Annotated in this window: 18 protein-coding genes; 9 read left to right on the top strand and 9 right to left on the bottom strand. The window is 67.4% G+C overall.

Annotated elements, in window-relative coordinates:
* Positions 1-65: 65 nt before the first annotated feature.
* The 4 genes from purL to ACZ5BH_RS01515 form a co-directional block, all read right to left on the bottom strand.
* Positions 66-3941, bottom strand: coding sequence for a phosphoribosylformylglycinamidine synthase (gene purL, locus ACZ5BH_RS01500; RefSeq protein ID WP_464890157.1), 3876 nt, complete (start codon positions 3939-3941; stop codon positions 66-68).
* A 96-nt stretch (positions 3942-4037) separates the two neighbouring features.
* Positions 4038-4370 carry a DUF2173 family protein gene (locus tag ACZ5BH_RS01505; protein WP_464890158.1) on the bottom strand — a complete coding sequence of 111 codons (333 nt, stop codon included), beginning with the start codon at positions 4368-4370 and terminating at the stop codon, positions 4038-4040.
* On the bottom strand, positions 4367-4711 hold the full coding sequence (locus ACZ5BH_RS01510) for a DUF2173 family protein (protein WP_464890159.1): 345 nt from the start codon (positions 4709-4711) through the stop codon (positions 4367-4369). Before ACZ5BH_RS01510 ends, ACZ5BH_RS01505 begins: the two co-directional genes overlap by 4 nt.
* Positions 4712-4737: 26 nt before the next feature.
* Positions 4738-5097 carry a DUF2173 family protein gene (locus ACZ5BH_RS01515; protein WP_464890160.1) on the bottom strand — a complete coding sequence of 120 codons (360 nt, stop codon included), beginning with the start codon at positions 5095-5097 and terminating at the stop codon, positions 4738-4740.
* A gap of 157 nt (positions 5098-5254) precedes the next feature.
* Between ACZ5BH_RS01515 and ACZ5BH_RS01520 the strand changes: the two genes are divergently transcribed.
* Entirely contained in the window at positions 5255-5779 is a 525-nt protein-coding gene (locus ACZ5BH_RS01520) for an RDD family protein (RefSeq protein WP_464890161.1), read from the top strand.
* A 28-nt stretch (positions 5780-5807) separates the two neighbouring features.
* On the opposite strand, the gene lptG is transcribed toward ACZ5BH_RS01520, so the two are convergent.
* Together lptG and lptF are read right to left on the bottom strand one after the other, a co-directional pair.
* A complete protein-coding gene (lptG, locus tag ACZ5BH_RS01525; RefSeq protein WP_464890162.1) occupies positions 5808-6872 on the bottom strand; it encodes an LPS export ABC transporter permease LptG in 1065 nt (354 codons plus the stop codon).
* A gap of 5 nt (positions 6873-6877) precedes the next feature.
* Positions 6878-7957, bottom strand: a complete 1080-nt coding sequence (gene lptF / locus ACZ5BH_RS01530) for an LPS export ABC transporter permease LptF (RefSeq protein WP_464890163.1) — start codon at positions 7955-7957, stop codon at positions 6878-6880.
* A 99-nt stretch (positions 7958-8056) separates the two neighbouring features.
* Here lptF and ACZ5BH_RS01535 point away from each other — a divergent pair, with 99 nt between their 5' ends.
* From ACZ5BH_RS01535 to ACZ5BH_RS01545, 3 genes are read left to right on the top strand one after another with little or no spacing between them, the layout of a single operon-like run.
* Positions 8057-9562, top strand: a complete 1506-nt coding sequence (locus tag ACZ5BH_RS01535; RefSeq protein WP_464890164.1) for a leucyl aminopeptidase — start codon at positions 8057-8059, stop codon at positions 9560-9562.
* The gene (locus tag ACZ5BH_RS01540; RefSeq protein WP_464890165.1) at positions 9559-9987 is read left to right on the top strand and encodes a DNA polymerase III subunit chi; all 429 of its coding nucleotides are present in this window, start codon (positions 9559-9561) and stop codon (positions 9985-9987) included. Before ACZ5BH_RS01535 ends, ACZ5BH_RS01540 begins: the two co-directional genes overlap by 4 nt.
* A gap of 4 nt (positions 9988-9991) precedes the next feature.
* On the top strand, positions 9992-10477 hold the full coding sequence (locus ACZ5BH_RS01545) for a hypothetical protein (RefSeq protein WP_464890166.1): 486 nt from the start codon (positions 9992-9994) through the stop codon (positions 10475-10477).
* 185 nt (positions 10478-10662) lie between these two features.
* Here ACZ5BH_RS01545 and ACZ5BH_RS01550 read toward each other — a convergent pair whose 3' ends face one another.
* Positions 10663-11001: a TusE/DsrC/DsvC family sulfur relay protein gene (locus ACZ5BH_RS01550; protein WP_464890167.1), complete on the bottom strand. Its 339-nt coding sequence runs from the start codon at positions 10999-11001 to the stop codon at positions 10663-10665.
* A gap of 175 nt (positions 11002-11176) precedes the next feature.
* Between ACZ5BH_RS01550 and ACZ5BH_RS01555 the strand changes: the two genes are divergently transcribed.
* The gene (locus ACZ5BH_RS01555; protein WP_464890168.1) at positions 11177-12106 is read left to right on the top strand and encodes a LysR substrate-binding domain-containing protein; all 930 of its coding nucleotides are present in this window, start codon (positions 11177-11179) and stop codon (positions 12104-12106) included.
* 238 nt (positions 12107-12344) lie between these two features.
* Here ACZ5BH_RS01555 and ACZ5BH_RS01560 read toward each other — a convergent pair whose 3' ends face one another.
* Positions 12345-13853, bottom strand: a complete 1509-nt coding sequence (locus ACZ5BH_RS01560; RefSeq protein ID WP_464890169.1) for a glycosyltransferase family 39 protein — start codon at positions 13851-13853, stop codon at positions 12345-12347.
* 132 nt (positions 13854-13985) lie between these two features.
* Between ACZ5BH_RS01560 and ACZ5BH_RS01565 the strand changes: the two genes are divergently transcribed.
* From ACZ5BH_RS01565 to ACZ5BH_RS01580, 4 genes are read left to right on the top strand one after another with little or no spacing between them, the layout of a single operon-like run.
* The gene (locus ACZ5BH_RS01565) at positions 13986-16820 is read left to right on the top strand and encodes a valine--tRNA ligase (protein ID WP_464890170.1); all 2835 of its coding nucleotides are present in this window, start codon (positions 13986-13988) and stop codon (positions 16818-16820) included.
* A gap of 40 nt (positions 16821-16860) precedes the next feature.
* A complete protein-coding gene (locus tag ACZ5BH_RS01570; RefSeq protein ID WP_464890171.1) occupies positions 16861-17283 on the top strand; it encodes a GtrA family protein in 423 nt (140 codons plus the stop codon).
* Complete coding sequence (locus ACZ5BH_RS01575; RefSeq protein WP_464890172.1) at positions 17280-18275, top strand: glycosyltransferase family 2 protein; 996 nt, start codon at positions 17280-17282, stop codon at positions 18273-18275. Before ACZ5BH_RS01570 ends, ACZ5BH_RS01575 begins: the two co-directional genes overlap by 4 nt.
* The gene (locus ACZ5BH_RS01580; protein WP_464890173.1) at positions 18265-19770 is read left to right on the top strand and encodes an ArnT family glycosyltransferase; all 1506 of its coding nucleotides are present in this window, start codon (positions 18265-18267) and stop codon (positions 19768-19770) included. Before ACZ5BH_RS01575 ends, ACZ5BH_RS01580 begins: the two co-directional genes overlap by 11 nt.
* A 137-nt stretch (positions 19771-19907) precedes the next feature.
* On the opposite strand, the gene ACZ5BH_RS01585 is transcribed toward ACZ5BH_RS01580, so the two are convergent.
* On the bottom strand, positions 19908-20795 hold the full coding sequence (locus tag ACZ5BH_RS01585) for a crotonase/enoyl-CoA hydratase family protein (RefSeq protein WP_464890174.1): 888 nt from the start codon (positions 20793-20795) through the stop codon (positions 19908-19910).
* Between the last annotated feature and the right edge of the window lie 108 nt (positions 20796-20903).

Here is a 20903-nt window from a genome sequence, read left to right on the forward strand (position 1 = left end):
TCGATGTCTGCCCTCGCCACGCGGCCCTCGTCACCCGTCCCTGTCGCTGCGCGCTGGCGCAGCGACTATCCCACCCACACCCGGGCGTTGCGGAACAGGCGAATCCAGGGGGCGTCCTCGCCCCAGTCGTCGGGGTGCCAGGAATGCTGGACGGTGCGGAAGACCCGTTCGGGGTGGGGCATCATGATGGTCACGCGGCCGTCTTCGGTGGTCAGGCCGGTGATGCCGCCGGGGGAACCGTTGGGATTGAAGGGATAGGTTTCGGTGGGCCGGCCGTGGTGGTCCACGTAGCGCAGGGCCACCTGCGCCCCGTTCTGGGGTCCGTCGAAGTGGACGCGGCCCTCGCCGTGGGCCACGGCGATGGGCAGGCGCGAGCCGGCCATGCCGGCGAGCAGGATGGAGGGCGATTCGGCAATCTCCACCAGCGAGAAGCGGGCCTCGAACTGTTCCGAGCGGTTGCGCAGGAAGCGCGGCCAGGCCGCGGCGCCGGGGATGAGATCGCGCAACTGGGAGAGCATCTGGCAGCCGTTGCACACGCCCAGGCCGAAGGTGTCGGGGCGGTGGAAGAAGGCCTCGAACTGATCCCGGGCCCGCTGGTGGAAGCGGATCGACTTGGCCCAGCCGCCGCCGGCGCCGAGCACGTCGCCGTAGGAGAAGCCGCCGCAGGCCACCAGGCCCTTGAAATCGTCGAGCACCACGCGCCCGGCGATGATGTCGCTCATGTGCACGTCCACGCTGGCGAAGCCGGCACGATCGAAGGCGGCAGCCATCTCGATCTGGCCGTTGACGCCCTGCTCGCGCAGGATCGCCACCTTCGGCCGTACGCCGGCGGCGATGAACGGCGCGGCCACGTCCTCGGCCGGGTCGAAGGCAAGCTGCACGTTGAGTCCCGGATCGGCGGCGTCGAGCAGGCTGTCGAACTCCTCGCGGGCGCAGTCGGGATGGTCGCGCAGGGCCTGGATGCGGTAGGTGGTCTCGGTCCAGGTGCGCTGCCAGGCGATGCGTTCGCCGGCGAGGTATTCGCGCCCGGCGTGCGTGAAGACCAGCCGGTCGTCCTCAGCCAGGGCCCCGATCACGTGCGTGTGGTGGCCGAGGCCGGCCTCGCGGAAGGCATCGAGCACCGTTTCGGTATCGGCACGGCGCACCTGGATCACGGCGCCCAGCTCCTCGGTGAACAGGGCGCGCAGGGGATCGCCGCCAAGGGGGTCGAGATCGATGCGCAAGCCGCAATGGCCGGCGAAGGCCATCTCGCAGAGGGTGGCGAACAGGCCGCCGTCGGACCGGTCGTGATAGGCCAGCAGGCGGCCTTCGGCATTGAGCCGCTGAACGGTATCGAAGAAGGCGCGGAAGGCGCGCGGATCGTCGAGATCCGCCGGATGGTGGCCGAGCTGGCCGAACACCTGGGCCAGGGCGCTGCCACCCATGCGCTGGCGGCCCTTGCCCAGATCGATCAGGATCAGGTCGGTTTCCCCCCGGTCGGTGCGCAGTTGCGGCGTGAGGGTGCGGCGCACGTCCGGCACCGGGGCGAAGGCGGAGATGATGAGCGACAGGGGCGCGGTGACCGATTTGGTCTCGCCCTCTTCCTCCCAGACCGTCTTCATGGACATGGAGTCCTTGCCCACGGGGATGGCGATGCCGAGCGCCGGGCACAGCTCCATGCCCACGGCCTTCACCGCGTCGTAGAGCCCCGCGTCCTCGCCGGGATGGCCGGCGGCAGCCATCCAGTTGGCGGACAGGACCACGTCTTCCAGCTTGTCGATGCGGGCCGCGGCCAGGTTGGTGAGGGCCTCGCCCACCGCCATCCGGGCCGAGGCCGCATGGTGCAGCAGGGCGGCGGGCGTGCGCTCGCCCATGGCCATGGCCTCGCCGGTGTAACCCTCGAAGGCAGTAGTGGTCACTGCCACGTCGGCCACCGGCACCTGCCAGGGGCCGACCATCTGGTCACGCGCCACCAGGCCGGTGACGGTGCGATCACCGATGGTGATCAGGAAATGCTTGGCCGCGACCGTGGGCAGGCTCAGCACCCGCTCGGCGGCCTCGGCCGGATCGATGGCACTGCCGTCGAAATCGGTCTTGTGGAAAGGATGATGGTGCGCCTCGCGCAGCATCTTCGGCGGCTTGCCCAGCAGCACCTCCAGCGGCATGTCGATGGGGGTGTTGTCGAAATGGCCGTCGCCCAGCACCAGGCGCTGGTCGGCGGTGGCCTCGCCGATCACCGCGAAGGGGCAACGCTCGCGCTCGCAGATGGCCGCGAAGCGCTCCAGATCTTCCGGCGCCACGGCCAGCACGTAGCGTTCCTGGGCCTCGTTGCACCAGATCTCCATGGGCGACATGCCCGGCTCGTCGTTGGGCACGGTGCGCAGCTCGAAGCGCCCGCCCCGGCCGCTGTCGTTGACCAGCTCGGGCACGGCGTTGGACAGGCCGCCGGCCCCCACGTCGTGGATGCTGATGATGGGGTTGTCGGCGCCGAGCTGCCAGCAGCGGTCGATGACCTCCTGGGCGCGGCGCTCGATCTCGGGATTGCCGCGCTGGACCGAGGCGAAGTCCAGATCCTCGTGGCTCTCGCCGGTGGCCATGCTGGAGGCGGCACCACCGCCGAGGCCGATGAGCATGGCCGGACCGCCGAGCACGATGATCTGGGCGCCAGGCGGAATCTCGCCCTTGGCCACGTGTTCGGCGCGGATGTTGCCCAAGCCCCCGGCGAGCATGATGGGCTTGTGATAGCCGCGCACCTCCTCGCCGGCAGGGCCGTTGACCTTCGCCTCGTAGGTGCGGAAATAGCCGCACAGGTTGGGCCGGCCGAACTCGTTGTTGAAGGCCGCCGCGCCGATGGGGCCCTCGAGCATGATCTCCAGGGCCGAGACGATCCGCGCCGGCTTGCCGTAGTCCACTTCCCAGGGCTGGGCGAAACCCGGGATGTTCAGGTTGGAGACCGAGAAGCCGCACAGGCCGGCCTTGGGCCTGGAGCCGCGGCCGGTGGCGCCTTCGTCGCGGATCTCGCCGCCGGCGCCGGTGGCCGCGCCGGGGAAGGGGGCGATGGCCGTGGGGTGGTTGTGGGTCTCCACCTTCATGAGGATGTGCACCGGCTCTTCGTGGCGGGCGTACTCGCCGCTGCCCGGTTCGGGGAAGAAGCGGGGCGCGTCGAAGCCCGCGATCACCGCCGAGTTGTCGCTGTAGGCCGACAGCACCCGGCCCGGATGCTGCTGGTGGGTGTTGCGGATCATGGCGAACAGGGAACGGTCCTGGCGCTGGCCGTCGATGATCCAGTCGGCGTTGAAGATCTTGTGCCGGCAGTGCTCCGAGTTGGCCTGGGCGAACATCATCAGCTCCACGTCGGTGGGGTTGCGCCCCAGGGCGCGGAAGTTCTCCACCAGGTAGTCGATCTCGTCCTCGGCCAGGGCCAGCCCCCATTCGCGGTTGGCCTGCACCAGCGCCTCGCGGCCGCCGCCGAGGATGTCCACGCTCTGCAGGGGCCGGGGCTCGTGGTGCACGAACAGGGCCGCGGCCTCGTCGAGGCTGGCGAAGGCCGCCTCGGTCATGCGGTCGTGCAGGCGGGCGGCCACGGCCCGGAACTGCTCGGGCGTGAATTCGGCCTCGCAGGCGATCTCGTAGAGCACGCCCCGTTCGATGCGCTCCACCATCGGCAGATCGCAGTTGTGGGCGATGTCGGTGGCCTTGCTCGACCAGGGCGAGATGGTGCCGGGCCGGGGCACCACCAGCACCGTCTCCCGCGCGTCGGGCAGCTCGCGGGCCGGCTCGCCGTAGTCCAGCAGCACCCGCAGGCGTTCCAGGGCCGCCTCGTCGGGCTGCCGGAGCACCTCGACGAAGTGATAGTGGACGGCATTCAGTTCCCGGATGCCGGGAACGGCGGTCTGGAGGGTTTCGAGCAGCTTGCGCAGGCGAAAATCGGACAGGGCGCGTCCGCCACGGAGTTGCAACATGCGGGTGGTCTCGGAGTCGGGAAAAAACAGGCGCACATGATACAACAGCCGCCGTGGCCCGGGCGGATTTCCCGACCGGCTTCGTGGCCGCGGCGCTCAGTAGCGGGCGATTTCCTGCAGTTCGGCCATCAGCGCGTTGAGACGGGTGCCCGCGGCCTCGGCCACGCAGACCAGATTGCCGATGCTGCACACGGCATACCCCCCGCTGCGCACCAGCCAGCCGGTGGGCGGGGTCCAGCCGCGCTGGCCGGTGAACATGGAGAGCTGGTCCAGGTTGCCCTGCACGATGCGCTTGGTGTCGTAGGCGAAGCGGGCCAGGGTGGCCAGGCGCTCGGCACTGTCGAGCCCGTAGCCCTCCACCAGGGCGCCATCGTCGCGGAACAGGGCCACGGCACGCACCTCCTCGCGCAACATCAGCCGCCGGATCATGCACCGCCCTCCAGGCGGGCGCAGGCGCCGTCCAGATCCGCCGTGCCGGTGGGCAACACCACGCCCCGCTCGCCATCCACGACCACCGTCCAGTCCAGCCCCAGCAGGCCGAACTGCTGCACCGGATGGAAGCCGGCCATGCCGGTCAGGGTTTCCCAGCCCCGGGCCTGCAGGGTGGCGATGGCCAGGTTGGCCACACACATGTGGGCCACCAGGTCCAGCACCCGGGCGTCGAAATCCGCCCCCTCGCGCACGCGCTGTTCGAGCACCTCTCCGCTGCTCGAATAGCGAAAGGCCGCCAGCGCCCCGTCCAGGGCCATCAGTTCATCCAGATCCGCCATCGTTTCCCCCCTTTTGTCGCCAAGCGTCAGATCATGGCCTCGGGCCGCACCTCGCCCAGCCGCTCGGCCATGGCGGCGAATACCGCGGCGGGCGTTGTCCGGGCGTTGTCGATGAAACAGAAGACGTTGGCCAGCACACACACGCTGTGGGTGGCGCCGCGCACGAACCAGCCCCGGGGCGGGTCGAGCCCCTCGCCCCCGGGCAGGGAGGCGAGCATACGGGCCTGCATGTGGGTGGCCATGGTAGTGGCCCGGCACATGATGGAAGCCATGCGGGCGTGTTCGGGATCCAGCCGGCCCTCGAAGGTATAGCGATCGCCGCGCCAGGTGTACTGGCCCGCGGCGACCACGCCGGGCCTGGCCGCCAGTTCGGAGAGGATGCTCATGACCGCGTTCCCCCGGGTGGGAATGACTCGGGATTTCCGGCCCGGTGGCACGAGGCCCCGGGGCTCTGTTATCGTTGGTACTGGTATCCAAGTAAAACAGACTTCCGGGATAGTGCAAGTCGATCGGCACGCCCCTCCCGGCCGGAGTCCGCAGTCCATGACCGTTTCCCGTCCCGCTTCCCCCTGGCGGCAGCTGCTCGCCATGCTCTACGACAGCCTGCTGCTGGTGGCCGTGCTGTTCCTGGCCATGGCCCTGCTGCTGATCGTCAGCCGGGGGCAGCCGCCGGCCGAACACCAGCCTCTCCTCTCCCTGTACCTGCTGACGGTGAGTTACCTCTTCTTCGGCTGGTTCTGGACCCACGGCGGCCAGACCCTGGGCATGCGCGCCTGGCGGCTGCAGATGCGTGCCCGCGACGGGGGCGCGGTGAGCTGGGGACAGGCCCTGCGGCGTTTCGTCACGGCCATCCCGGCCTGGCTGGTGGTGATTGTCGGCATCGCGCGGCTGGCCGGGGTCCCCTTCCATTCCCACCCCTGGCTGGAACCCTTGAACCGCGTCCCCGGCGTGGCGATTCTGGCGATTGGGCTGGTGTGGCTGGTGCTCGATCACCGCCCCGGCAACTGGCGCACCCGCCTGAGCGGCACGGAAGTCTACGACCTGCGCACGCCAGGGCCGGCGAATTGACGCCCGGCGCGAAGCCCGGCGGCGGGGCTCATCCCAGCCGGCGATAGAGCACGACGCTCGCCGCCAGAATGAGGAATGTGGGCGTGCTGGCCGCCAGCCAGGGCGGCAGCCGGTAGACCAGCCCCACCTGCCCCATCAGCCGGTCCACGATGTAGAAGAGAATCCCGATCAGGAACCCGAACAGCACCTGCCGGCCCATGCCGCCATGCCGGGCGGAGACGAAGACGAAGGGCACGGCGAGCAGCACCATGGCCAGAATGGTCAAGGGCATGACCAGCTTGTTCCACATGGCCAGTTCATAGAGCCGGGCATCGAGGCCGTTGCGCTTCAGATAGTCCACGTAGACATACTGATCCCACAGCGAGAGCGAATCGGGATTGTAGGAAACGGTATCCACCAGCTCCTGGTCGAGCATGGTCTGCCAGGGCAATGTCCGGCGCTTGATGGTCACCGGCCCGTCTGCGAGGAAATCGGTCACGATGACGCCCTGCAGCTCCCAGGCGCCCGCCTTGCGCACTGCCGTGCGCGCCTCGATGCGCCGCAGCAGCCGCCGGTCCTCCGCGAACCGGTACAGAGTGACCCCGGCCAGGCGATCCTTGCCCTGCAGCGTTCGCACATTGATCACGGTCTCGCCGTCACGGAGCCAGAGGCCGAAAGCCGTGTTGAAGCTGATCTTCGAGCCCAGCGCTTCCAGCTTCATCTGCTCGGCATGCTGTTCCGCCGGGGGCGCCACCACTTCGCCGATGAAAAAGACGATCAGGATCATGGCCAGCAGGGCCTTGATGGCCGCCAGGGCGATGCGCAACTTGGAGACCCCGGCCGCCCGAATCACCACCAGCTCGCTGTGATTGGCCAGCATCCCCAGCCCCAGCATGGTGCCCAGCAGGGCGGCCATGGGAAAGAACTGGTAGACCAGTTTCGGCAACCACAGCAAGACGTATTCGATGGCCTTGAGGGTCGTATAGTCGGCCCGGCCGACCTTCTCGGCTTCGGTAAAATAGTTGACGATCACGAACAGCATCATGACCACGGCCAGCACGGCCAGCACCGCAATCTGGACGGACTGCCCGATATGCCGATCCAGCAAGCGCATTGCCGCTATCCCCTCGACCACCGGAAACGGGTGAGCTGCCAGCCCAGCAGCAACAGGCCCAGCAGCACCACGCCGGCGTGCACCCACCACAGGCCGATGACCGCAGGCAGCTTGCCGGCTTCCAGCCAGGCCCGCGCCACGTTCATCAGATTGTTGATCACCAGGTAGAGGACGAAGGCCAGGGCGAGGCGCCCATAACGGCCGCTGCGGGGCGAGGTCCGGCTGAGGGGGATCGCCAGGATGGCCAGGGCCAGACAGAGCAGCGCAGAGGCCAGACGCCACTGGAGTTCGGGCAAGTAGCCCCGCTGCCCCCGTTCCCGCCACAGCGTCGCCGTGTCCACGGCCCGCAGGTGGTAGTGGATGTCCCGCTCGGTGGGGGGACGCATGCGCAGGCCATGGCGCCGGAAACGGACGATCGCCAGATCCTCGCCCCGCCCCGGCCGGCCCTCGTAGCGCCAGCCGTTGTCGAGCACGAGATAGCGGCCGTGGTCCGCCATCTCCTCCAGATGGGCGCTTTCGGCCACCAGCAGGGTTTCCTGCCCGCCCTGCCGGATCCGGGCGAAGACATTGAACACGCGGGTGCGATCGGCATTGATGCGCTCCACGTAGATGACCCCCGCCCCGCCCGGCAGGGTGATGAACCGCCCGGGCCGGATGCCCTCGATGCTCAGGGACTTGGCCGACAGCTTCTCCAGGCGCTCGCCCTGGAAGGAGGCCCATGGCGACAGCCACAGGGTGAAGACGCCCTGGATCGCCATCATCAGCGCCGCCACGAGCAGCACGGGGCCGAACAGACGCCAGGGGCCATAGCCGCAGGCTTCCAGCACGGTCAGTTCACTGGTGGTGTAGAGGCGGCTGAGTGCCAGCAGAATCCCCAGATACAGCGCCAGCGGCACGATGAAGGGCACGGTGGTCAGACTGTAGATGCCGAACAGCGTCATGACCGTGTCGGCCTTGATGGTGCCGTCCGCCACCTTGGAGAACTGCTCCACGAGCTGACCGGTGGAGGCGATCAGCATCAGCACCAGCAGGACCCCGAACTGGGTCGAGAGCATTTCCCTGACGAGATAGCGGCGAATGATCACGGAAGACGGCAGCCCGGATGGAAGACAGAGCGATTGTGGCTGAATCCGGGCATTTTTTCGAGTAAGCTTGCGGCGGAACCGACTCGACCAGGACTGCCCATGGAACTGACCGTCAAGACCACCCTCCCCCCCGCCACCCGCAGCGACTGCCTCGTGGTGGGCGTATTCGAACGGCGCAAGCTGTCGGCCGCCGCCCAGGAACTCGATGCCGCCCTCGACGGCCGGCTCGCGGCCCTGCTCAAGCGCGGCGACCTGGACGGCAAGGAAGGCACCCACCTGCTGCTGCCGGAGGCCGGGGATCTGCCGGCCCGCCGCCTCCTGCTGGTGGGCTGCGGCAAGGAGAAGGACTTCGACACCCGGCGCTATCGCAAGGCCCTGCGCACCGCCGTCTCGGCCCTGAAGAAGATCCACGTCCGGGAGGCCGTGAACTACCTGCCCGACCTGCCCGTGCGGGATCGCAGCCTGCCCTGGCGGATCCGCATCGCCGCCGAGACGATCCAACAGGCCGACTACCGCTTCGACACCCTCAAGTCGGAAAAGGACCGGCCCCCGGCCCTGAAGAAGATGACCCTCAACGTCATCGACAAGGCCCACCTGAACAAGGCCCGCCAGGCCCTGGCCATCGGCAACGCCATCGCCGGCGGCGCCAATTTCGCCCGCGAGCTGGGCAACCTGCCCGGCAACGTGTGCACTCCGGCCTACCTGGCCGGCACCGCGCGCAAGACCCTGAAAGCCTTCCCCAACATGAACGTGCGGGTGCTCAGGCAGAAGGACATCGAAGCCCTGAAGATGGGCGCCTTCCTCTCCGTGGCCAAGGGCAGCCGCCAACCGCCGCACCTCATCGTGGTGGAATACCGGGGCACCGATCGGGATTCCCGGCCCGTGGCCCTGGTGGGCAAGGGCATCACCTTCGACTCGGGCGGCATCTCCATCAAGCCCTCGGCCGCCATGGACGAGATGAAATTCGACATGTGCGGCGCCGCCGGCGTGCTGGGCACCATGCACATGCTCGGCGAGCTGCAGCCCCCCATCAACGTGGTGGCGGTGGTGCCCACCTGCGAGAACATGCCCGACGGCAACGCCAACAAGCCCGGCGACATCGTCACCAGCCTGTCGGGCCAGACCATCGAAGTGCTCAACACCGACGCCGAAGGCCGGCTGATCCTCTGCGACGCCCTCACCTACACGGAGCGCTTCAAGCCGAAAGCGGTGATCGACGTGGCCACCCTCACCGGCGCCTGCGTGATCGCCCTGGGCAAGCATCCGGCGGGCCTGCTGGGCAACGACGACACCCTGATCCGGCAGATCCTGGACGCCGGCGAGAAGGCCGACGACCGGGCCTGGCAACTGCCCCTGTGGGAGGAATACCAGGATCAGCTCAAGAGCAACTTCGCCGACATGGCCAACATCGGCGGCCGCGAGGCCGGCGCCATCACCGCGGCCTGCTTCCTGGCCCGCTTCACGAAGAAGCTCAAGTGGGCCCACCTCGACATCGCCGGGGTCGCCTGGGAGAGCGGCAGCAAGAAAGGCGCCACCGGCCGGCCGGTGGCCCTGCTCAGCCAGTACCTGCTCGAGCAGTGCGGCAAGCGCTACCGGCTCGAATGACCCGCATCGACTTCTACATCGTGGACAGCCCCGCCGCCGACGCCCGGGAACGGGTGGCCTGCCGGCTGGCGGAAAAGGCCTGGCAGCTGGATCACCGGATTTACATCCACGGCCAGGATCCGCGGCACTGCGAACGGCTCGATCAGTTGCTGTGGACCTTTCGCGACGGCAGCTTCGTGCCCCACGAGCCGCTGGCCGATCCGGTGCCCGACTGCCCGATCCTGATCGGCCTGGCCGAGCCGCCCGAGACCCACACGGGCGTGCTCATCAACCTGCACGAGACGGTGCCGCCCTTCTTCAGCCGTTTCGAGCGGGTGGTGGAGATCGTCAACCAGGAAGAGCCGGTGCGCCGGGCCGGGCGGGAACGCTTCAAATTCTACCGGGATCGCGGCTATGATTTGCACACCCACACCCTGAGCGGGTAAGCCCATGGCGAAGAAATCCGAACCGACGGCCAACGACGAGCTGCTCGAAGCCCTCGAATCCATCAAGGGGCTGCTCGAGAAGAGCGAGGGCAAGCTGTCGGCCGCCCGGGAGAGCCTGGCCAAGGCCCGCTCCAGCAACCGCCCCGACGCGGACAAGCCCAGGATCCCCATCTCCACCGAACCGGTGGTGCCGGTGCTCGACGAAGTGGTGGCCACCCTCGCGGAAGAAGAGGAAGAGGTTCCGGTACTGGAAGAAGCCCTGCCGGTGCTGGATCAGCCCGTGACCGAACCGTCCTCCCCCGCAGCGGCCGGCCCGGCCGCCCACTCCACCGGCCAGGTCATCGACTACCTCGATGAACTGCAGGGCAGCCTGGAGAAGGCCGTCCACGAGGGCCTGATCAACGCCCTCGTGCAGATCGAGGCGGACATCCAGGCCATCATCGCCGAGCACATCACCCGCCTGAAGGACGACCTGCGCGGGGGGGAATGACCCCCCGCGGGAGAGGGACGCCTTCGTTCCCCACCCACGGCACAGGCATCACGCCGGACAAGACCCACCCTGCCACTCGTCCATAAAAAAGCGGACCGGGACAGGCGATGTCGCGGTCCGCAAGCCCCGTGGGAGATGCCGAGGTAAATGCCTCTCATCCGGGGGGAGATGCCCGATGCGCGGCGTCAATCCATGTGGGCTTTCGCTTCCTCGCCCGGATTGGGCAGACCGGCGATGCGCCACAGGTTCAGGCAACCGCCGAACAGCCCCTTCACCGCGTCGCGCTCGGTGCCGAGCTGGCGGCAGAGGATCCGCATCGGCGGAATGGAACCCAGGCGCAGGCAACGGTCCCGCACGAAATAGATGATTTGCCAGTGGGCCTCGGTCAGACGAATGCCGTCGATCAGATTGGCCAGATGTTCGGCCAGATCCTCCGACCAGTAGGCGGGATCGATCAGGAAGCCGTCTTCATCGAATATGGCCTCCGGCTCCACCAGAACGGCTTCCGGTTGTGCTGCACTCATGCCTTTCCTCCAGTGTGGTCAGAATGTCGTCACAGAGACGCCTTCTGCGGGCATCTGCTGCGAATGTCGCGGAATCTGCGTTCCGCCCGAATCACAATTCGGTGTTATGCGAGTATTCATATTTCTTATCATGATGTAAAATGATTAAATATCATTCAGTATCATGATTTGAGATATGGAACTGCGTCAGCTCCGCTCCCTGGTGACGCTGGTCGAATCCGGCTGTAACGTCAGCCGCGCGGCCGCACGGCTGTTCATGGTGCAGTCGGCGGTCTCCCAGCACATCCTGCGCCTCGAGGAGGAACTGGGCGTGCACCTGTTCATGCGCCAGGGCAAGCGGATCCTGGGGCTGACCGAAGCCGGCGAGCAGGTGCTGCAACACGCCCGGCGGGTGCTCGCCGAGACCGGCAACATCCTCGAAGTGGGGCGGGAACACGTGGAGGATTCCACGGGCGTGCTGCGCATCGGCACCACCCACACCCAGGCCCGCTACGTGCTGCCGCCGGTGGTCACCCGTTTCAACCGGGCCTGGCCCCGGGTGGAACTGCAAATCCATCAGGACACGCCCCGCCACCTGGTGCGCATGCTGCTGGAAGAGAAGGTGGACTTTGCCATCTGCACCGAGGATCTGGCCGCCGAGCCCCACGTCACCACGGTGCCCGGCTACCAGTGGAACCGCTCGGTGATCGCCCCGCCGGGCCATCCGCTGCTGCTGGAAGAGGAGCTGACCCTCGAAGCCCTGTGCGCGCATCCCCTGATCACCTACGTCCACGGCTTCACGGGGCGCGGCCATTTCGATCGCAGCCTGCAGAAGGCCGGGCTGCACCCGCACATCGTCCTCACCGCCGCCGACACCGACGTGATCAAGACCTACGTGCGCCAGCGCATGGGCATCGGGGTCATCGCCAGCATGGCCTACGACCCGGCGCAGGATGCCGATCTGGCGATCCGGGATCTCGCCCGGCTCTTCCCCTGGGAAACCACCCACATCGCCTATCCGGAGAACAAGTATCTGCGCCGCTACCAGCAGCACTTCATCGAACTGTTCCGCGAACACGTGACGGAGATGAGCAGCGAGGAAACCGCCGGCCTGCAACCAGCGTGAGTGTCAACCGTAGAGATTGGATGGCTGTTCCGAAATATGCGTCATTTTGGTTGCTGGCCAGCAATGCCGGACGGCCGCCCTCATGGCCGGAAAAAGGTGGCGTGACACGCCGTGAATACATCCATGTAAGCTCTGCGGCCGAAGGTCACACAACCTCCTTCCGGCCATGAGGGCTTCGTGCCTATAGCGTAGATTGTTCGATATTTCGGAACAGCTATCCAAGGTCAGAAACAGGCGGTCAGGAGCGGGGCAGACCGTAGCGCTCGGTCATGTAGCACTGCCCCACCGGCAGCCAGTCGGGCATGCGGTAGAAGCGCCGCAGGATGTCTTCGATCACCTCTGCCCGGTAACGGGCGTAGTCGAAGCCCCGCCCCAGCAGGATCCAGTAGGTGGTGCCGGCCATGGGCAGCGGCCGCAGATCGGCGCTGGCGAAATAGCGGGCATACTGCCGCACCCCGGGGAAGTAGCTCACGATGGCGATGTCCTGCCCGTCGAGGGTCCGGAAGTCGGTGAGCATGTCGTCCTGCCGGGCATGGTAGGAACCGCTGCCGAAGACGATCACGTGCGTGCGGCCGGCGTAGGACAACAGCGCCGACTCGGTATAGCTGTCGGTGGCCAGCACGAAGTCCGGTGCAATGCGCCGCGCCGCCGCGAAGATGTCCCGGGCATGGAGGCCGTAGATCACGTCCTTGGTGCGGTTCTCGTCCTGACGGATGAAATCCCAGTCCGGCGCCTTCGCCAGCAGCACGAAAAAGGCCAGAAGGTGCGCCAGCGCGAAGGGCACCATGAAGGCCAGACTGCGACGCAGGGCGCGCGCGGGCGCCACCAGCCCGAGCCCCAGGAACACGAAGGGATAGAAGCTCAGCAGCCAGTGCAGGCCGATGGACACCCGGAAGGACAGCAACAGGAACAGGCCATAGGGGATCAGGAACAACGCCAGGTACAGGCCGTCCGGCTCGCCGCGCAGCCGTGCGCCCACCGCCCGGCCATGGCGGGCCAGATACCAGAGGATCGGCGGCGTCAGCAGATACAGTTGCAGCAGCAGATACTTGCCCACGGTGACCAGCGAGACGCCGCCGCCCGCGGTGCGGTTCTGCAGGTTGAACAGGTAGTTGTCCCAGCAGTGGGTGTAGTTCCACCACAGGTTCAGGCCGATGAAGGGTAGGGTGCCGGCGATCACCCACACCAGCCCCAGCCACGGCCGCCAGCCCCGGCGCACGAACAGCAGCAGATACAGGAAATAGGCCACGCCCAGCAGGCCGGCGAAGAACTTGGAGAAGAAGGCCGCCCCCAGCAGCAGGCCGCTCAGCAGGTACCAGAACGGCGCGTCCGCCGCCTGGGCCCGGCGGAAGGCCAGGGCCGAGAGGAAGGAGAACAGCAAAAGCGGCGTATCGGTGGTGATCAGCACGCCCAGCAGGTTCATGGGCGCCAGCAGATACAGGGCCGCCACCAGCAGGGCCAGCCCCTCGCCCCGCCTCCGCAGCAGGCGGTACAGCGCCCAGCCAATGAAGGTGGTGGTCCCGATCTGGGGCAGGCGCAACCAGACGGGATGATCGCTGACCGCGGACATCACGCTCAGGATCCAGCCGGCCATGGGCGGATGATCGTAGAAACCGAAATCGGGATGCCGGCCCCAGATGAGGAAATAGGCCTCGTCACCGGTCATGGGCAACGCGGCCGCCACGGCCAGCTTGATGAGGAAGGTGGCCAGCAGCAGAAGCGCCAGCCGGGATTCGGTGCGGGTCATGGAAGCGAACGGCAGCCAGGAAGACAGGCGCCATGGTACCACCCCGGGCTGACGGTTCCGAGGCGCAACGGATGCCGGGGCTCGGGTATAATCGCCCGCTGGCCCATCCTGCCCTCTGTGGAAACCCTGAACGTGGACAAGACCTACGATCCCAAGCGCATCGAGCAACGCTGGTACGAAACCTGGGAAAGCCGGGGCTATTTCGCCCCGCGCGGCGGCAAGCGCCCCTACTGCATCATGATCCCGCCGCCCAACGTCACCGGCAGCCTGCACATGGGCCACGCCTTCCAGGACACCATCATGGATGCCCTGATCCGCTACCACCGCATGCGTGGCGACAACACCCTCTGGCAGGTGGGCACCGATCACGCCGGCATCGCCACCCAGATGGTGGTGGAGCGCCAGCTCGAGGCGGAGGGCCTCACCCGGCACGATCTGGGCCGCGAGAAGTTCATCGAGCGGATCTGGCAGTGGAAGGCCGAGTCGGGCGGCACCATCACCCGCCAGCTGCGGCGCATGGGCGCCTCGGTGGACTGGTCCACGGAACGCTTCACCATGGACGAGGGCCTGTCGGCGGCGGTGAAGGAAGTCTTCGTCCGCCTCTACGAGGAGGGCCTGATCTATCGCGGCAAGCGGCTGGTGAACTGGGATCCGGTGCTGCACACCGCGGTCTCGGATCTGGAAGTGCTGTCGGAGGAGGAGCAGGGTCACCTGTGGCACATGCGCTATCCGCTCTCCAACGGCACCGGACACATCGTGGTGGCCACCACCCGCCCCGAAACCCTGCTCGGCGACGCCGCCGTGGCCGTGCACCCGGGCGACGAGCGCTACAAGCACCTGCTCGGCGAGTTCGTGGAACTGCCCCTGACCGGCCGGCGCATCCCCGTGATCGCCGACGAGTACGTGGATCCCGAGTTCGGCACCGGCTGCGTGAAGATCACCCCGGCCCACGACTTCAACGACTACGCGGTCTGGCTGCGCCACCGTGACGAGGTGGCCATCTCCGCCCTGCCCCACGGCGGGCTCATCAACATCTTCACCCCCGATGCGGCAATCCGCGCCAACGAGGAAGACGAAGGCGCGCTCATCCCCGAAAAATACGTGGGCCTGGATCGCTTCGACGCCCGCAAGCAAATCGTCGCCGATCTGGAGGCCGCCGGCCTGCTGGAGAAGGTGGACGATCACAAGCTGATGGTGCCCCGCGGCGACCGCTCCGGCACCGTCATCGAGCCCTTTCTCACCGATCAGTGGTACGTGAAGGTGGGGCCGCTGGCCAAGCCGGCCATCGAGGCGGTGGAATCGGGCCGCATCCGCTTCGTGCCCGACAACTGGAAGAACACCTATTTCGAATGGATGCGCAACATCGAGGACTGGTGCATCAGCCGCCAGATCTGGTGGGGCCACCGCATCCCGGCCTGGTACGACGCGCAGGGCAACGTCTACGTGGGCCGCGACGAGGCCGAGGTCCGCGAACGCCACGGCCTGCCCGCCGACTTCCCCCTGCGCCAGGACGAGGACGTGCTCGACACCTGGTTCTCCTCGGCCCTGTGGCCCTTCTCCACCCTGGGCTGGCCGGAGGACACCGAACGCCTGCGCACCTTCTATCCCACCAACGTGCTGGTGACCGGCTTCGACATCATCTTCTTCTGGGTGGCGCGGATGATCATGATGGGCCTGAAGTTCATGGGCGACGTGCCCTTCGAGGAGGTCTACATCCACGGCCTGGTGCGCGACGCCGAAGGGCAGAAGATGTCCAAGTCCAAGGGCAACGTGCTCGACCCCATCGACGTGATCGACGGCATCGATCTGGAATCGCTGGTGAAAAAGCGCACCTCGGGCCTGATGCAGCCACACCTGGCGAAGAGGATCGAGAAGCAGACCCGCAAGAACTTCCCCAACGGCATCCCCGCCTTCGGCACCGATGCGCTGCGCTTCACCTTCGCCGCCCTGGCCACCACCGGGCGCGACATCGTGCTCTCGCTGGAGCGCATCGAGGGCTATCGCAACTTCTGCAACAAGATCTGGAACGCCGCCCGCTACGTGCTCATGAACACCGAGGGGCAGGACTGCGGGCAGCACGGCGGCGCGGTGGAACTGACCGCCGCCGATCGCTGGATCCGCAGCCGTCTGCAGGAGACCACCCGCCAGGCGATCCGCAGCATCGAGAGCTACCGTTTCGATCACCTGGCCCAGGCCCTGTACGAATTCACCTGGAACGAATACTGCGACTGGTACCTGGAGCTGTCCAAGCCGGTGCTGCACGACGAGACGGCCTCCGCGGAACGCCTGCGCGGCACCCGCCAGACCCTGGTGCAGGTGCTGGAGACCCTGCTGCGCCTGCTGCATCCCGTGATGCCCTTCCTCACCGAGGAGATCTGGCAAAAGGTCGCGCCCCTGGCCGGGGTGACCGCCGAAACCCGGCCCGACACCGAGACCATCATGCTCCAGCCCTTCCCCGAACCCGACGACGGGGCCATCGACGCCGAGGCGGTGGCCGAAATCGAATGGCTGCGCCAGTTCATCCTCGGCGTGCGCAAGATCCGCAGTTCCATGGACATCAAGCCCGGCAAGCTTCTGCCGGTACTGGTGCAGGGCGGCGACGCAACCGACCGGGCGCGCATCGAGGCCAACCTGCCCTGGCTCAGGAGCCTGGGGCGCATCGAATCGATCACCTGGCTGGCGCCCGACGAGACGGCGCCCGAGTCGGCCACCGCCCTGGTGGGCGAGATGAAGATCCTCATTCCCATGGCCGGCCTCATCGACGTGCAGGCCGAACTGGCCCGCCTGGCGAAGGAGATCGCCAGGCTCGAGAAGGACATCGCCCGCCTCCAGGGCAAACTGGGCAATGCCGGCTTCGTCGAGAAGGCCCCGGCCGCGGTGGTGGACAAGGAACGCCGCAAACTGGCCGATCAGGAGAAGGCCCTGGCCCAGCTGCGCGAGCAGCAGGCGAAGATCGAACGGCTGTGATCGGGATCAGGCCTTTTCCCGCCCCGGCAAAACCGGTATCGTGAAGCGCACCGAACCCCTGCCTGCCGCCGTGAGACCACCCGCCGCCATGTCCCTGCCTCTGCAACTCGGCCGCTACGGCCTGGTGGGCGCGGTGGGCACCGCCGCCCACTACGCCCTCATGGGCCTGCTCATGGCCGTCTTCGGCATCGCGGCGGTGGCCGCCTCCACCGCCGGGGCCATCGCCGGCGCCCTGGTCAACTACGTGCTCAACTACTACTACACCTTCCGCAGCGACAAGCATCACGGCGAGGCCATCGTGAAGTTCTGGGCGGTGGCGGGCCTGGGCTGGGGCGTCAACGCCGCGGTGCTGGCCGGGGGGCTGGACGGCCTGGGCCTGGCGGTGATCCCCGCGCAACTCCTCGCCACCGGCGTGGTCTTCCTGCTGACCTTCGTGCTCAACCGGCTCTGGACCTTCGCGTGAATACCGAGACGACCGCCGATCGCACCCTCGACAGCCAGCACGTGCTGTCGGTGGTGGTGCCCGTGTACAACGAAGAGGACGTGCTGCGTGAGTTCCACGCCCGGCTGGCCAGGGTGCTCGATCCCCTGCCCATGACCGCCGAGATCGTCTACGTGAACGACGGCAGCAGCGATGGCAGCCTGGCGCTCCTGCAGGCACTGCGCGAAGCGGATCCGCGCATCGCCATCCTCGACCTGAGCCGCAACTTCGGCAAGGAACTGGCCCTCACCGCCGGCCTCGACTACGCCTGCGGCGACGCCGTGGTGGTGATCGACGCCGATCTGCAGGATCCCCCCGAGCTGATCCCCGACATGCTCAGCGAATGGCAGAAGGGGTACGACGTGGTCTACATGCAGCGCCGTTCGCGGCGCGGCGAAACCTGGCTCAAGCGCTTCACCGCCTTCGCCTTCTACAAGGTCATGAGCCGCCTCGGCCAGATCCCGATTCCCGAAAACGTGGGCGACTTCCGCCTGCTGGACCGGCGCGCGGTGCTGGCCCTGCGCCGCCTGCGCGAGGAAAACCGCTTCATGAAGGGGCTGTTCGCCTGGATCGGCTATGCCCAGAAGGCCCTGCCCTACGACCGCGACGAGCGCTTCGCCGGCAGCACCAAGTGGAACTATCTGCGCCTGTGGCGGCTGTCCCTGGAGGGCATCACCTCCTTCTCCACCACCCCCCTCAAGCTGGCCAGTTACCTGGGCATGCTCACCGCCGGCGGCGCCTTCCTGTTCGGGGTGTGGATCGTGGTCAAGACCCTGCTGTTCGGCGAGCCGGTGCGCGGTTATCCCACCATGATGGTGGTGATCCTGTTCCTGGGCGGCGTGCAGCTCATCGCCATCGGCATTCTCGGCGAATACATCGGCCGCATGTTCATGGAAACCAAGCGCCGGCCCCTGTATCTGCTCAAGGCCGAAATCCCCGCCGACACCACCCGCGACCGCCGGCATGCCGACTGACCGCCTGCGCCGCCTGGCGCGCAATCCGTGGTTCTGGCTGGTGGCGGTGGCGCTGGGCCTGCGCCTCGCCACCCTGGGCCTGTATCCGCTCATCGACACCACCGAGGCCCGCTATGCCGAGCTGGCGCGCAAGATGGTGGAAACCGGCAACTGGCTCACGCCCCAGTTCGACTACGGCGTGCCCTTCTGGGGCAAGCCGCCCCTCTCCACCTGGCTGCGGGCGATCAGCTTCGAGATCCTCGGCATCAACGAGTTCGCCGCCCGCCTGCCTTCCTGGTTCATCGCCCTGGGCATCCTGACACTGACCTTCCGCCTCGGCCGGCGCGAGCGCGGCGAGACGGTGGCCTGGCTGGCCACCGCGCTGCTCACCGGCAGCGTGCTGTTCTACATCCTGAGCGGCGCGGTGCTGATGGACCCGCTCATGACCCTCGGCACCACCCTCTCCATGCTGGCCTTCTGGCGGGCCCTGCGCGGCGACGGCCGGCACTGGGGCTATCTGGTGTTCGTGGGTCTGGCCATCGGCCTGATGGCCAAGGGCCCGGTGGCCGTCGTACTCACCGGCCTGCCCCTGTTCCTGTGGCTGCTCGCCACCGGCCGCTGGCGGGATCTCTGGCACCACATCCCCCTCGTCTCCGGCACCCTCCTGATGCTGGCCTTGGCCGTGCCCTGGTACGTGCTGGCCGAGCGGGCCACCCCGGGGTTCCTCGACTACTTCCTCGTTGGCGAGCACTGGAAACGCTTCACCGAACCGGGCTGGCAGGGCGATCTCTACGGCAACGCCCACACCAGTCCCAAGGGCAAGATCTGGATCGAATGGCTGGTGGCGGCCTTCCCTCTTTCACTGGCACTCGTCGCGGGCCTGGGCGCCCTGCTCTGGCGGCAGCGGAGCGGCGCCGTGCGGGCGCTGCGCGAGGACTGGACGCTCTATCTGCTGTGCTGGGCCCTGTCGCCCATGCTGTTCTTCACCTTTTCGGGAAACATCCTGGCCACCTACGTCCTGCCGGGGCTGCCGGCCACCGCCCTCCTGGTGGCGTCCTGGTGCCGCCCCGCCGCGCCCGACGGCCCCTGCCGCCGCCGCAGCCTCACCTGGCTGGGCCGGGCCAGCCTTGGGGTCCCCCTGCTGATCCTGGCCCTGCTGGTGCTGAAACTGAAGTACGCGATCCCCGACGACTTCGCCCACAACAGCGAGGCATACCTGATCCGCGCCGTCGAGCAGCGTGACCCGGGCGGCAGCGCACGGCTCTACTATCTCTACACGCGCCCCTTCTCCGCCGAATTCTATTCGGCCGGCAAGGCCCGGGAAGTCGAGAACCCGCAACGGCTCCGCGACCTGCTGGGCAGCCCGCAACCCATCTGGGTGGCCATGGAATCGGCCTACGAGAAAACCCTGCCCGCCGACCTGCGCGCCTGCCTGGAACGGATTGGCCGCTTCGGCTACCGGGTGCTCCTGCGCAGCCGCCCCGGGTGTCGGGCGCGGACAGGATTCGGAAAATAGCGAATCGGACACATCGCCATTTTCAATGACACCCGGTCATTGAAAATGTGAAGGCACGGGAAACCGCGTATTCCGTTTCCGAGTCGAAAAAGCCCATGTCTGGGCTTTTTCGACCGCCTGTTGGCGCAATCGCCGGGTCAGACCACCGCCATCGTCTGTCTTGCCGCCGGCGCCGCCTCCCCGAGCCGGTTCTGGGCGCCCACCAGCTTGCCCATCAGGCGCAGATCCCGCGAGGTCAGGTTGAGTGCCGCATCCACCCAGATTTCGGCGATGTCGATCAGCTCCTCGTAGGTGAGGGGGTTGAGATATTCCCGCACCCGCTCCACCGCCCGCCGGCCGTTGGCGGCGCGGCGGTGCAGGCGGATGTACTCGGCCACCGCCTGCTCGCCCTCGCCCGGTTCGGCCAGCACGTCCACCACGCCCATCTCGAACAGCTCCTCGGCACGGTACAGGCGGCCGGCCGTGATCAGCGCCTCGGCCCGCCGCGCGTCGAGCTTGCGCGACAGCAGGCTGTAGGCGCCCATGCCCGGAAACAGGTTGAAGAGGATCTCCGGCAGGCCCATCTCGCACCCCTTCTCGGCAATCAGCACCGAGCTGGACAGGGCCGCCTCGAACCCGCCGCCGAGGGCGCTGCCCTGCACCAGGGAGATGGTGGTGACGGGCAGGTGCAGATGAATGGCGTTGGCGTAGAGCACGTCGATGCAGGCCTTGGCATAGGCCGCCAGCCCCGCGCGGTCGCCTTCGGCGATGTGTCGGCGAAAAAGATCCAGATCGCCGCCGAGATTGAACACCCCCGGCACCCGGGAGTGCAGCACCAGATACGAGACCGGCAGCGCGCCGGTGCGAATCAGCGACTCCACCCGATTCTGGAACGCCGCGATGTCCGCCAGCAGGGCGGGGGTGAAACACGGCCGGGGGCGGGCATGCATGGCATACCACACGGTCTCCTCCGCTGGCCGGTATTCGAGGGTCAGATTGGCAAACTGTCCGATCTGGGGAAGGTCCTGTTTCGCTGCCGCTGTCATTGCCGGAATCTCCTTCTGCAGTCCGTTTCCATGAATGGTCAAATCACCGTTCCGAAATCCAAGACACGGCTTCGTCACAAGTACAGAGCCCTTGAGGCTGGGGGAGAG

The organism is Thioprofundum lithotrophicum (genome assembly GCF_055387065.1).